The organism is Betaproteobacteria bacterium (genome assembly GCA_009377585.1).
Taxonomy (GTDB): Bacteria; Pseudomonadota; Gammaproteobacteria; order Burkholderiales; family WYBJ01; genus WYBJ01.
In genome coordinates this window covers 36,932-50,158 of the sequence record WHTS01000003.1, presented here as the reverse complement: position 1 = coordinate 50,158, position 13,227 = coordinate 36,932, and the positions used below count along the sequence as shown (strand labels likewise).

General features: G+C 65.4%; 14 protein-coding genes. All 14 read left to right on the top strand.

Features of this window, described 5'->3' with window-relative positions; translation table 11 throughout:
* The first annotated feature begins 22 nt into the window (after window positions 1–22).
* The 14 genes from mnmG to GEV05_01655 all read left to right on the top strand — a co-directional run bounded on the left by mnmG (window position 23) and on the right by GEV05_01655 (window position 13,203).
* Window positions 23–1,912, top strand: coding sequence for a tRNA uridine-5-carboxymethylaminomethyl(34) synthesis enzyme MnmG (mnmG, locus tag GEV05_01720; protein MPZ42124.1), 1,890 nt, complete (start codon window positions 23–25; stop codon window positions 1,910–1,912).
* Entirely contained in the window at window positions 1,912–2,532 is a 621-nt protein-coding gene (rsmG, locus tag GEV05_01715) for a 16S rRNA (guanine(527)-N(7))-methyltransferase RsmG (protein ID MPZ42123.1), read from the top strand. Before mnmG ends, rsmG begins: the two co-directional genes overlap by 1 nt.
* Entirely contained in the window at window positions 2,532–3,317 is a 786-nt protein-coding gene (locus GEV05_01710) for an AAA family ATPase (GenBank protein ID MPZ42122.1), read from the top strand. Before rsmG ends, GEV05_01710 begins: the two co-directional genes overlap by 1 nt.
* Entirely contained in the window at window positions 3,317–4,165 is an 849-nt protein-coding gene (locus GEV05_01705; GenBank protein MPZ42121.1) for a ParB/RepB/Spo0J family partition protein, read from the top strand. The genes GEV05_01710 and GEV05_01705 overlap by 1 nt, the downstream gene beginning before the upstream one ends.
* Before the next feature lie 61 nt (window positions 4,166–4,226).
* Window positions 4,227–4,601, top strand: coding sequence for an ATP synthase subunit I (locus tag GEV05_01700; protein MPZ42120.1), 375 nt, complete (start codon window positions 4,227–4,229; stop codon window positions 4,599–4,601).
* Between the two features lie 10 nt (window positions 4,602–4,611).
* Complete coding sequence (atpB, locus tag GEV05_01695) at window positions 4,612–5,403, top strand: F0F1 ATP synthase subunit A (protein MPZ42119.1); 792 nt, start codon at window positions 4,612–4,614, stop codon at window positions 5,401–5,403.
* Window positions 5,404–5,446: 43 nt separating this feature from the next.
* On the top strand, window positions 5,447–5,719 hold the full coding sequence (atpE, locus tag GEV05_01690; GenBank protein MPZ42118.1) for a F0F1 ATP synthase subunit C: 273 nt from the start codon (window positions 5,447–5,449) through the stop codon (window positions 5,717–5,719).
* A gap of 33 nt (window positions 5,720–5,752) precedes the next feature.
* The gene (locus tag GEV05_01685; GenBank protein MPZ42117.1) at window positions 5,753–6,226 is read left to right on the top strand and encodes a F0F1 ATP synthase subunit B; all 474 of its coding nucleotides are present in this window, start codon (window positions 5,753–5,755) and stop codon (window positions 6,224–6,226) included.
* Between the two features lie 62 nt (window positions 6,227–6,288).
* Window positions 6,289–6,825 (top strand): F0F1 ATP synthase subunit delta, encoded by a 537-nt coding sequence (locus GEV05_01680; GenBank protein MPZ42116.1) that lies wholly within the window; start codon window positions 6,289–6,291, stop codon window positions 6,823–6,825.
* Between the two features lie 8 nt (window positions 6,826–6,833).
* On the top strand, window positions 6,834–8,381 hold the full coding sequence (locus GEV05_01675; GenBank protein ID MPZ42115.1) for a F0F1 ATP synthase subunit alpha: 1,548 nt from the start codon (window positions 6,834–6,836) through the stop codon (window positions 8,379–8,381).
* A 49-nt stretch (window positions 8,382–8,430) separates the two neighbouring features.
* Window positions 8,431–9,294 (top strand): F0F1 ATP synthase subunit gamma, encoded by an 864-nt coding sequence (atpG, locus tag GEV05_01670; GenBank protein MPZ42114.1) that lies wholly within the window; start codon window positions 8,431–8,433, stop codon window positions 9,292–9,294.
* Between the two features lie 280 nt (window positions 9,295–9,574).
* Window positions 9,575–10,999, top strand: a complete 1,425-nt coding sequence (atpD, locus tag GEV05_01665) for a F0F1 ATP synthase subunit beta (protein ID MPZ42113.1) — start codon at window positions 9,575–9,577, stop codon at window positions 10,997–10,999.
* A gap of 39 nt (window positions 11,000–11,038) precedes the next feature.
* Window positions 11,039–11,461 (top strand): F0F1 ATP synthase subunit epsilon, encoded by a 423-nt coding sequence (locus GEV05_01660; GenBank protein MPZ42112.1) that lies wholly within the window; start codon window positions 11,039–11,041, stop codon window positions 11,459–11,461.
* Between the two features lie 218 nt (window positions 11,462–11,679).
* Entirely contained in the window at window positions 11,680–13,203 is a 1,524-nt protein-coding gene (locus tag GEV05_01655) for a glycerol-3-phosphate dehydrogenase (protein ID MPZ42111.1), read from the top strand.
* The last annotated feature ends 24 nt before the right edge of the window (window positions 13,204–13,227 follow it).

Below are 13,227 nucleotides of genomic sequence, written 5' to 3'. Positions count from 1 at the left end.
GTCACATCAGAGAGCGGGCACCATGGATTTCAACAGGCAGTTCGACGTGATTGTCGTCGGCGGGGGGCACGCAGGAACCGAGGCCGCGCTCGCGTCTGCCCGCATGGGCTGCGCGACGCTGCTCCTCACGCATAATCTGGACACCCTCGGACAAATGTCCTGCAACCCGTCGATCGGCGGGATCGGGAAGGGGCATCTGGTCAAGGAGATCGACGCCCTCGGAGGCGCCATGGCAGCGGCCGCCGACGAGGCCGGAATCCAGTTCCGCATCCTGAATGCGAGCAAAGGACCGGCGGTGCGTGCAACGCGTGCCCAAGCCGATCGTGTGCTTTACCGTCGCGCGATACGCGGCCGGCTGGAGAATCAGCCGGAACTCTCGCTGTTTCAGCAATCGGTCGACGACCTCGTTCTCGACGGCGATCGCGTGGCCGGCGTCATCACGCAATTGGGCATCCGCTTTTCGGCGCCAACCGTCGTGCTTACCGCCGGTACCTTCCTGGCCGGCCGCGTCCACGTCGGCCTGGAAAACTACGCCGCGGGCCGGGCAGGCGACCCCGCGGCCGTGCGCTTGTCCGAGCGCCTGCGCGAGCTGAACCTACCGGTCGGCCGCCTCAAGACCGGCACGCCGCCCCGCATCGACGGGCGCAGCATCGACTTCTCGGTCATGCAGCGCCAGCCCGGCGACGAACCGACGCCGGTGTTCTCGTTCCTGGGTCGTCGCGAACAGCACCCCGAGCAGCGGCCCTGCTGGACCACTTCCACCAACGAGGCGACGCACCACATCATCCGCAGCGGCCTGGATCGCTCGCCGATGTTCACCGGCGTAATCCAGGGCGTGGGACCGCGCTATTGCCCGTCCATCGAGGACAAGGTGGTGCGCTTTGCCGACAAGGCTTCGCATCAGATTTTCCTCGAGCCCGAGGGTTTGAGCACGCACGAGTACTATCCGAACGGGATCTCCACGAGCCTCCCGTTCGATGTGCAGATCGCCGCGGTGCGCACTATCCGCGGGCTGGAGAACGCACATATCCTGCGGCCCGGCTACGCCATCGAGTACGATTATTTCGATCCGCGCGCGCTCAAGTCGACGCTGGAATCGAAAGCGATTCAGGGCCTGTTCTTCGCCGGCCAGATCAATGGGACGACCGGCTACGAGGAAGCGGCTGCGCAAGGGCTGCTCGCCGGCATCAACGCTGGCCGTCGTGTCCGTGGCGAAGAAGACTGGTGCCCGCGGCGCAACGAGGCGTATCTCGGCGTGCTGGTGGACGACCTGATCACCCGTGGCGTCAGCGAACCCTATCGAATGTTCACCAGCCGGGCGGAATTTCGCCTGAGCTTGCGCGAAGACAATGCGGATTTGCGCCTGACGGAAACGGGCCGGCAGCTGGGCGTGGTCGACAATCATCGGTGGGATTGCTTTCAGCGCAAGCGCGCGGCCATCGACAGCGAGCTCGAACGCTTGCGCGCAAGCCGCCTCGATGCGCGCGCGCTGGCGGCCGAGCAGCAGGCCCGGTTATTCCCGGAAGGGCCCGCGCGAGACCTTCTCCTGAGCGATCTCCTCAAGCGACCAGGCGTTAAATATCGAGATGTGGTGGATGCTGCGAAGCTCGAGGGAGTGGCCGATCCGGCGGTCGCCGAGCAGGTCGAAGTCCAGGTCAAGTACAGCGGCTACATCGAGCGCCAGCGTGAGCAGGTGGCGCGCAACGAGCGCTACGAGTCGTGGCGCCTGCCGCCGGACATCGACTACCTGGCGGTTAGCGGGCTTTCCAACGAAGTGCGCCAGCAGCTCGCGCGCCAGCGCCCGGAGACCCTCGGGCAGGCGGCCCGCATTTCAGGGGTAACCCCGGCTGCGATTTCCCTGCTGCTCGTGCATTTGAAGCGAATGGCCTCGCCCGCGCGGCAAAGCGCCTGATGAGCGCCGAGACGCTAGCGAGCGGTGTTACCCAGTTGGGCATCGAGTTGCCGGACGGCGCCGCCCAGACGCTCCTTGCCTATCTGGAACTGATCACGAAGTGGAACCAGGTCTACAACCTGACAGCCATCCGCGATCCGCAGCGCACGGTGGTCGAGCACGTGCTCGATAGCCTGGCGATCATGCCGCATGTGGTGGCACCGCGCGTGCTCGATGTGGGCACCGGCGCCGGTTTGCCGGGCGTACCTTTGGCCATTGCCCGGCCCGCATGGCGGATCGTCCTGCTCGACAGCAGCCACAAGCGCTGCAGTTTTTTGCAGCAGGCGGCGATCGAGCTGCGACTGAACAATGTCGAGGTGGCATGCGAGCGGGTCGAGTCGTATCGGCCGGCCGAGCCTTTCACGAGCGTCGTCTCGCGCGCTTTCTCCGATACCGCCCACTTCGCGCGTGTCGCCTTGCCGCTCGTTGCGCAGGGCGGGACGATGCTCGCCATGAAAGGTCTCTATCCCCATGAGGAGCTGGCGCAGCTTGCGCCCGAGGTTGCGCTCAAAGAGGTCGTCGCCCTCGCCGTTCCAGGGCTCGACGCACAGCGTCATCTAGTCGTCATGACAAAAGCATAATGGCTGCGCGCGTTCTCGCGGTGGTGAACCAGAAGGGCGGTGTGGGCAAGACCACCACGACCGTCAACCTCGCCGCCAGTCTTGCCGCAGCCAAACGTCGCGTACTGCTGGTCGATCTCGATCCGCAGGGCAATGCCACCATGGGTAGCGGCATCGACAAGCGCAAGATCGCACCGACCGTCTATGCCATACTCATCGAACAATGCCGCGCGGGCGACGCCATCCTGCGCTCCGCGCAGGGCGGCTACGATCTCATCTCGGCCAATCGCGAGCTGGCCGGCGCCGAGGTCGAGCTGGTGGCCATGGGGCAGCGGGAGACGCGCCTGCGAGACGCGTTGCGCGAGTGCGTCGAGCGCTACGACTTCGTCCTGCTCGATTGCCCGCCGGCTCTGAACCTGCTCACCGTCAACGCCCTGGTCGCGGCCGACGCGGTCATGATTCCCATGCAATGCGAATACTACGCGCTCGAAGGGCTGAGCGATCTGGTGGAGACGATCAAGCGGGTGCGCGAGCATCTCAACCCGAGGCTCGAAATCGACGGCCTGCTGCGCACCATGTACGACCCGCGCAACACGCTCGCCCAGCAGGTCTCGAAGGACCTGATGAGCCATTTCGGCGACAAGGTGTATCGCACGATCGTACCGCGCAACGTGCGCCTCGCCGAGGCGCCCAGCTATGGCGTGCCGGTGCTGGGCCTGGATCGCAAATCGAAGGGCGCGCTGGCTTACCTGGCGCTCGCGGGCGAGATGCTCGCCCGTGCCGAGCGCGCCGAGGAGGCGGGTTGATGGCGAAGATGCGGGGTCTGGGCCGCGGGCTCGATGCATTGCTCAATGCCGGGGGCGAGTCGGCGCCGGTCATGGAAGCGCCACGCGAGCTGGCGCTCGATGCGCTGGCGCCGGGGCGCTTCCAGCCGCGCGTGCACATGGACCAGTCGGCGCTGGAGGAACTGGCCGAATCGATCCGCTCGCAAGGCGTCATTCAGCCGATCGTGGTTCGGCCTGCGGGCGAGGGTCGCTTCGAGATCCTGGCCGGCGAGCGGCGCTGGCGCGCGGCCGGCATCGCAGGGCTGGCGCGCGTGCCGGTGGTGGTGCGCAACGTTCCCGATCGCGCCGCGATGGCGATGGCGCTGATCGAGAACATTCAGCGCGAGGACCTCAATCCGCTGGAGCAGGCGGGCGGACTGAAACGACTGGTGGACGAGTTCGGGCTCACGCACGACGAAGCGGCCCGGGCAATCGGCTCGTCGCGCAGCCAGGCGACCAATCTGCTGCGGTTGCTCTCGCTTGCCGCGAGCGTGCAGGCGCTGCTGCGCGAGGGCCGCATCGACATGGGTCATGCGCGCGCGCTGTTGGCGCTTGAAGGCGCGCGGCAAGTCGAGATCGCCAATCGCGTAGCCGTCAGCGGGCTTTCGGTGCGACAGACCGAGCAGCTCGTGCGCTCGGCGCTCGCGGCGCCCGCGGGCGTGAAGCGGCCGCGCCGCAATCGCGATCTCGAATCGCTCGAGCAGGAGCTGTCCGATCGGCTCGGCACGACCGTGGCCATTCGCCCGGGGCGCAAAGGTTCGGGCCAGCTGATCGTGCGCTACGGCAGCCTCGAGCATCTGGATGCACTGCTCGAAAGGCTGCGTAGCTGATTGCCGGCAGTCAAATTGACTCTGCGCGGCCTGCACAATTAGAATCCACAGGTTTTTCAGGATGTCCGTGTTGGGGCGTCTGGGAAACCGACCGATGCGAGCTGCGGCTTGCTGGCAGCTCCTGGCTACGGCAATCAGCGCGGCGGTCGCGGGTTTGTTGGGGGGCATGCACGCGGCCATTTCGGCCGCGCTGGGCGGAGCGCTGATCACCGTCGCGAACATCGCCTACGCGTGCACTGTGAGTCTGAGTGCGCCGCGCACCGCGGGCGCGACGATTCGAACGTTGTTTCGCGCAGAAGCCGTAAAGGTCGCGCTTGTCGTGTTCGGACTATGGCTGGTGTTCACCGGATACGGCGAGGTCGTGGCCTTGCCCCTGGTCTGTACATTGATCGTCACCGTGCTGCTGTGGCCGGTGGCGCTGCTCTATAGGGACTGATCGCGTTCAAATGGCTGCTGGCACCGAATTCTCCGCGACCGGTTACATCTCGCACCACCTCACGCACCTCAAAGGCACGCTCTTCGGCGGTGCGGTGCACCTCGACACGATCATCACCTCGTTCATCCTCGGCGTCGTGGGGCTGTGGTTGATGCATACGGCGGCCCGCCGGGCCACCGCGGGCGTCCCGGGGAAGTGGCAGGCCGCGGTCGAGCTGCTGGTGGATTTCGTCGACGACCAGGTGAAAAGCGTCTTTCCCGGCAATCGAAGCATGGTCGGTCCGCTCGCGCTCACGGTATTCGTCTGGGTCGTGCTGATGAACGCGATGGATATCCTGCCGGTCGATGTGCTGGCACTGGGGACGAGCCCAATTGCGCACGAGTGGCGGTTCGTGCCCACGGCGGATGTCAACACCACATTCGCCCTGGCGCTTTCGGTATTCGGCCTGATGATCTTCTACAACATCAAGGTCAAGGGCTTGGGGGGCTGGCTGCATGAGCTGTTCTGCGCGCCCTTTGGTTCCAACCCGGTGCTGTGGCCCTTCAACCTCGCGTTCCAGTTCGTCGAGTACGTATCCAAGCCGCTGTCGCACAGCCTGCGGTTGTACGGAAACATGTACGCCGGCGAGCTTATCTTTCTGCTGCTGTGGACGTGGGCGGCCTCGGGTGTCGTCGGCGCTTTCTTCGGCGCGCTGCTGGGCTTGGGCTGGGCGATCTTCCACATCCTGATCGTCATACTCCAGGCCTTCATCTTCATGATGCTCACGGCGGTCTACATTGCCATGGCGCACGAGCATCACTGAACGCGCTTTCACATCACCATCCGTCAGACTAAAAGGGGAAGACATGGACAAGCTGCAACTCCTCGCGACCATCCAGGCCTATACCAGCGTGGGCATCGGTCTCATGATCGGCCTGGGCGCGGCCGGCGCATGCATCGGCGTGGGTATCATGTGCAGCCGCTTTCTGGAGGGTGCAGCCCGGCAGCCGGAGCTGATGCCGCAACTGCAGGCCAAGGTGTTCCTGCTGCTCGGCCTGATCGACGCGTCGTTCATCATCGGCGTCGGCCTGGCGCTGTGGTTCGCCACGGGCAACCCGCTGCTTGCCGTCATCCAGTAATCGCACACGAACGGCCGTAGCCGAGGACTTGTCATGAACATCAACGTGACGCAGCTCCTTTCACAGGTCGTGATGTTCGCGGCCTTTGTCTGGTTCTGCGCCCGGTTCATCTGGCCGCCGCTCATGCGGGCGATCGAGAACCGGCAGAAACAGGTTGCCGAGGGCCTGGCCGCAGCCGAGAAGGGTCGCCAGTCGCTGGAGATATCCGCACGCCAGGCCGAGCAAGCGGTCGCCGAAGCACGCTCGCGGGCGGCCGAGATCGTCGGCCAGGCCGAGCGGCGGGCGGCGCAGGTTGTGGAGGAAGCCCGGGGCGCAGCCAAGGAAGAAGGCAACCGCGAAAAAGCGGCGGCCAAGGCCGAGATTGCGCAGGAGTACACGCGGGCGCGCGAACAGTTGCGCGAACACGTGGCCGCGCTGGCGGTCGCAGGCGCGGAGAAGATTCTGCGGCGCGAGGTCGATGCCAGAACGCACGGCGATCTGCTCGCCGACATTCAGCAGCAGCTGTAGTTTCGACACGGGGCACACGATTGGAGCTGCAGCAGCGAATCCCGGACTCAGGACACTAGTCGATGGCCGAACCGAGCACGATCGCACGACCCTATGCCGAAGCGGTGTACCGCCTCGCGGATTCGGCCGGGAAGCTGGGCGCATGGTCCGACATGCTGGCCAACCTTTCGAAAGTGGCGGCCGATCCCGCGGTCGCAGCGGCCCTGAAGGATCCGAACCTGTCCGCCCCGAAGGCCGCCGGCATGCTGATCGGCATTCTGAGCGGCCAGTTGAGCGGCGAGGCCGAAAACCTGGTACGGGTGCTGGCCGACAACCGCAGGCTCGACGTACTGACGGAAATTGCGAGCCAGTTCGACCGGCTCAAGAACGAACGCGAAGGCGTGGTCGAGGCCGAGATCGTCTCCGCCACGCCCCTGGAGAACGGCCAGCTCGAGGCGCTCGTGTCCCGGCTCGAAGCGCGCACCGGCAAGCGCGTGAAGCCGCGTGTCAGCGTCGACCGGGATCTCATTTCCGGCGTGCGGGTGCTGATCGGGGACAAAGTGATCGATGGATCGGTTCGAGCGCAACTGCACGCGCTCGCAGCCGCTCTCAAACAATAGGAGTCGTCATGCAGCTCAACCCATCCGAGATTTCGGAGCTCATCAAGAGCCGCATCCAGAACCTGGACGCCGCTGCCCAGATGCGCACGCAGGGCAGCGTGGTCTCGGTGACCGACGGCATCTGCCGCATCCACGGATTGTCGGACGTGATGCAGGGCGAGATGCTGGAATTCCCGCAGAACACTTTCGGCCTGGCGCTCAATCTCGAGCGCGATTCGGTGGGCGCGGTGATTCTGGGCGAATACGAGCACATCACCGAGGGCGATGCGGTCAAGTGCACCAGCCGCATCCTGGAAGTGCCGGTCGGGCCCGAGCTGCTCGGGCGGGTGGTGAATTCGCTCGGACAGCCGATCGACGGCAAGGGCCCGATCGAGGCCAAGCTCACCGACGTGATCGAGAAGGTGGCCCCGGGCGTGATCGCGCGCCAGTCGGTGTCGCAGCCGGTGCAGACGGGCTTGAAAGCGATCGACGCCATGGTGCCGATCGGTCGCGGCCAGCGCGAGCTCATCATCGGCGACCGCCAGACCGGCAAGACTGCGGTCGCGATCGACACGATCATCAACCAGAAGGGCAAGGACCTCATCTGCGTATACGTCGCGATCGGTCAGAAGGCCTCGACCATTGTCAGCGTCTTGCGCAAGCTCGAAGAGCACGGCGCGATGGCGTACACCATCATCGTGGCCGCGTCGGCATCCGAATCCGCGGCCATGCAGTACATCGCCCCGTATTCGGGCTGCACCATGGGCGAATACTTCCGCGACCGCGGTCAGGACGCGCTCATCATCTACGATGACTTGACCAAGCAGGCGTGGGCGTACCGGCAGATCTCGCTGCTGCTGCGCCGCCCGCCGGGCCGTGAGGCTTATCCCGGCGACGTGTTCTACCTGCACTCGCGCCTGCTCGAACGCGCCGCGCGGGTGAATCCGGAGTACGTCGAGAAGTTCACCAAGGGCGAGGTGAAGGGCAAGACCGGATCGCTGACCGCGCTTCCGATCATCGAGACGCAAGCGGGCGACGTGACCGCGTTCGTTCCGACCAACGTGATCTCGATCACCGACGGCCAGATCTTCCTGGAAAGCGACCTGTTCAACGCCGGCATCCGGCCTGCCATCAACGCGGGTATCTCGGTGTCGCGCGTGGGCGGCGCGGCGCAAAGCCGCATCATGAAGCGACGCGATACCGGCGGCGGCGTGCGGCTGGCGCTCGCACAGTACCGTGAGCTCGCCGCGTTTGCGCAGTTCGCCTCCGACCTGGACGAGACCACACGCAAGCAGCTCGAGCGCGGCCGCATGGTGACCGAGCTCATGAAGCAGCTGCAGTACCAGCCGCTGCAGGTATGGGAAATGGCGCTCACCCTGTTCGCGGTCAACAACGGTTATTTCGACGACGTGGAAGTGCGCGATGCGCTCTCCGCCGAGCGCTCGATGCGCGAATACCTCAAGAGCAAGTACGCCGACCTCGTCAACCGCATGGAAGACAAGAAGGATCTCTCGGCGGACGACGAAAAGGCGCTGCACGAGGCGATCAAGGACTGGAAGGCGAACGAGACGCTATGAGGTCCCGCTTTACTGAATGCGCAACCGCGTGCGCTCGAAGGTGAGCTAAATGCCGGGAACCAAAGAAATCCGGATGAAGATCCGGAGCGTGCAGAACACGCGCAAGATCACCAAGGCGATGGAAATGGTGGCGGCATCGAAGATGCGCAAGGCGCAGGAGCGCATGCGCGCCGCGCGTCCCTACGCCGAGAAAATCCGCAACGTCGCCGCGCACATCAGTTACGCCAATCCGGAATATCGCCACCCCTTTCTGGTCTCGCGCGATACGGTCAAGCGCGTGGGCATCATCGTCATCAGCACCGACAAGGGGCTGTGCGGCGCGCTCAACACCAACGTGCTGCGGCTGGTGCTCGCCAGGTACAAGGAGTGGCAGGCCGAAGGCGAGGAGATCGACGCCTGCTGCATCGGCAACAAGGGCTTGGGGTTCATGCAGCGCCTGGGCGCCAACGTCATCTCGCAGGTGACCGGCCTGGGCGACCGGCCCCAGCTCGAAGCGTTGATCGGCGCGGTGAAGATCATGCTCGACGGCTATTCGAGCGACCGGTTCGACCGCGTGCTGCTGTTCTATACCAGCTTCATCAACACGATGAAGCAGGAGCCGGTCATGGAGCAGCTGCTGCCCCTGTCCGGCGAGCGGCTGGGCGCGCCCGAAAGCGCGTGGGACTACATCTACGAGCCCGATGCACGGGTCGTGCTGGAGCAGGTGCTGACGCGCTATATCGAGGCGATCATCTACCAGACGGTGGCCGAGAACATGGCCTCCGAGCAATCGGCGCGCATGGTCGCGATGAAATCCGCCTCGGACAATGCAGCGACACTCATCGACGAGCTGACCCTCATCTACAACAAGAATCGCCAGGCAGCCATCACCAAGGAAATCGCCGAGATCGTGGGCGGCGCCGCCGCAGTATAGCCCGGACGTTTCACCGGGCCGGCCCGAATCGTAACCAATGCTTAGAGTAATGACGTGATTGAGCCAGTAGCCGCCCAGTTCGATTTGAACGTAGGCCTGCGCGGGCGCTGGCGGCCGATTTGCGGCCATTTTGTGCATGTCCGTCTTGCCAATAGTCTGGCTATTGGCTGCGACGGCCGAGCCCAAACTGGCTCGCAACTCGACTCGCCATCATCCCGTGCCCCGATGAAACATCCGGGCTAGCGCGGCACGTGAACCTCTTATTCAGCAGGCAGACACCATGAGTACAGGAACCATCGTTCAAACCATCGGCGCGGTGATCGATATCGCATTTCCGCGCGAGGGCATGCCCAGAATCTACGACGCGCTCGTGCTGGAAGACACCGGCGACAACCCGTTCGCGGAGAAAGGGCTGACCTTCGAGGTCGAGCAGCAGCTGGGCGACGGCATCGTGCGTTGCATCGCGCTGGGCTCCTCCGACGGGCTGCGCCGCGGCATGGCGGTGCGCAGCACCGGCGCGCCGATATCGGTTCCGGTCGGCGCCGGAGTGCTCGGGCGCGTGATGGACGTGCTTGGGCGCCCGATCGACGAACGCGGTCCCATTCAGTCGGACGAGCGCCGGGCGATCCACCAGCCCGCGCCCAAGTTCGACGAGCTGTCGCCCTCGGTCGACCTGCTCGAAACCGGCATCAAGGTGATCGACCTGATCTGCCCCTTCGCCAAGGGTGGCAAGATCGGCTTGTTCGGCGGCGCCGGCGTGGGCAAGACCGTCAACATGCTCGAGCTCATCAACAACATCGCCAAGGAGCACTCGGGGCTGTCGGTATTCGCCGGCGTGGGCGAGCGCACCCGCGAAGGCAACGACTTCTACCACGAAATGTCGGAAGCCAAGGTGATCGTGCAGGAGGACCTGAGCCAGTCGAAGGTGGCCATGGTGTTCGGGCAGATGAACGAGCCGCCCGGCAACCGCCTGCGCGTGGGCCTCACGGGACTGACGATGGCCGAGAGTTTCCGCGACGAGGGCCGGGACATCCTGTTCTTCGTCGACAACATCTATCGCTACACGCTGGCCGGAACCGAAGTGTCGGCGCTGCTCGGGCGCATGCCCTCGGCGGTGGGCTATCAGCCGACGCTGGCCGAGGAGATGGGACGGCTGCAGGAGCGCATCACCTCCACCAAGGTCGGTTCGATCACCTCCATCCAGGCGGTGTACGTGCCTGCGGACGATCTCACCGACCCGTCGCCGGCCACGACCTTCGGCCACCTGGACGCTACCGTAGTGTTGTCGCGCGATATCGCTGCGCTCGGTATCTATCCGGCGGTGGATCCGCTCGACTCGACCTCGCGCCAGATCGACCCGAACGTCGTCGGCGAAGAGCACTACAGCACCACGCGCGCGGTGCAGGCGACGCTGCAACGCTACAAGGAGCTGCGCGACATCATCGCCATCCTGGGGATGGACGAGCTTTCCCCGGAAGACAAGCTGGCCGTGTCGCGCGCCCGCAAGATCCAGCGCTTTCTGTCGCAGCCGTTCCACGTGGCCGAGGTGTTCACCGGCTCGCCGGGGAAATACGTATCGCTCAAGGACACGATCCGCGGCTTCAATATGATCGTCAACGGCGAGTGCGATGCGCTGCCGGAGCAGGCCTTCTACATGGTCGGCACCATCGAGGAAGCGTTCGAGAAGGCGAAGTCGCTGCAATAGCGGCGGACCCGGACCTCGAGCCAAGCGCAAGGAATCGTTATGGCCGCCACCATGCAGGTCGATGTTGTCAGCGCCGAGCACGCGATCTTCTCGGGACAGGCGGAGTTCGTCGTTCTGCCCGGCGAGGTCGGCGAGCTCGGTGTCTATCCGCGGCATACGCCGCTCATCACCCGGATAAGACCCGGGACGGTGCGCATCAAGGTATCGGGACAGGCTGACGAGGAGCTCATTTTCGTCGCCGGCGGAATCCTGGAAGTGCAGCCGAACATGGTGACCGTGCTGGCCGATACGGCGATACGCGGGCAGGACCTGGATGAGGCGAAAGCGCTGGAAGCGCAGCAGCGGGCCGAAGAAGCGCGACGCAATGCCCAGGGCGCGCAGGAGATCGCCACCGTCGAGAGCGAGCTCGCGATGGCGGCAGCGCAGCTGGCGGCCATCCGCAAGCTGCGCCAGAGAAAGTAGCCCGGCCGGCCTTCGCACGCCAGCGGCAAGGCAGCTGCGGCTGCCTTTTTCGTTCGCCCGCGCGGCGTCATCGCATTTGCCGTGCGAAAACCATCGCACCTCGCCCGTGCGAATATCGGTACCATGCGACATGAGCGTGGCCGCGCACGGAGTACGGGCGGGCCGCTACCGCAATGCCGCTCCAGCTGCCTGCTATGCCTTGACCGCGATCTCCTGCCGTGGCGCAAACCGACCTCTTCGACCTGCTGATCATCGGCGGCGGCATCAACGGCGCCGGTATCGCGCGCGATGCGGCCGGCCGCGGGCTCAAGGTGGTGCTGTGCGAGCAGGACGATCTGGCCGCCGCAACCAGCTCGGCGAGCAGCAAGCTGATCCACGGCGGGCTGCGGTATCTGGAGCAGTACGAATTCCGCCTGGTGTCCGAGGCACTGGCCGAGCGCGAGCGGCTGCTCGGAATCGCGCAGCACCTGGTCACGCCGCTGACGTTCGTCCTGCCCTGGATGCCGGGCATGCGGCCGCGCTGGCTGTTGCGGCTCGGTTTGTGGCTGTACGACCATCTCGCCCGTCGAACCGTGTTGCCGTCATCTCAGGCGCTGCTGTTCGCCAATTCGCCGTTGGGTGCCGGCCTCAAATCCGGAATCGAGCGCGGTTTCTCCTACTCCGACTGCTGGGTCGATGATGCGCGCCTGGTGGTGTTGAATTGCGTGGATGCGGCGCGGCGCGGCGCGACCATCTGCACGCGCACCCGGGTGGTCGCGGCGGCGCGCGATGCGGGCCGCTGGCGCGTGGCGATCACCGGAGCGAACGGGCGTGGCGAGTATTGCGCCCGGGCCCTGGTCAACGCGTCCGGTCCGTGGGTTCGCAGCGTCCTGGCCGCGGTGTCGGGTGCGGAGCCCAAGCATCGCATCCGCCTCGTCAAGGGCAGCCATATCGTCACGCAACGGCTCTACGACGGCGACCACGCCTTCATCCTGCAAAACGACGATGGCCGTGTCATTCTGGTGATGCCGTACCGCGGACGGTATTCGCTGATCGGCACCACCGACATTCCCCATAGCGGCAAGCCCGAGGACGCGATCATTTCCGCGGAGGAAATCGCCTACCTGTGCGCCGCCGTGAACCGCTACTTCCGGCGCTCGATCGGTTCGTCGGACGTGCTTTGGAGCTTCAGCGGCGTGCGCCCCTTGTACGACGATGGCTCGGCCAATCCATCCGAAGTGACGCGCGACTACAAGCTGGTCGTGGACGAGCGCGACCGGGGCGCCCCGCTGCTCTCGATCTACGGCGGCAAGATTACGACCTACCGGCGCCTTGCCGAGCAAGCCCTGCATCGGCTGCGGCCCTGGTTCCCGCAGTTGGGTCCGGAGTGGACCGCGCACACCCCGCTGCCGGGTGGTGACTTCAAGGGAGGGCCGGCTGCAATGGCAGCGGCGCTCGCGCCCGGATATCCGGAGCTGCCGCGGGTGCTGCTGGAAGCCTTGGCATCCCGACACGGCATGGGCGCGCGCCAGGTGCTTGGCGATGCGCGCGCGCCGGCCGATCTCGGCGCGCATTTCGGCGAATCGCTCTACGCGCGCGAAGTCGATTACCTCGTGGCGTACGAATGGGCGCGCAGCGCCGACGATATCCTGTGGCGGCGAACTAAAGCGGGTCTGTCGCTGGACGATAATTCGCAGCAGGCGCTGACGCGCTATATGGCTGCGCGCGGCCGCACGCCCGAGCCTTCGGTGCGCGTGCCATAATTTGGAGTCGGTCCACCGCGGAAG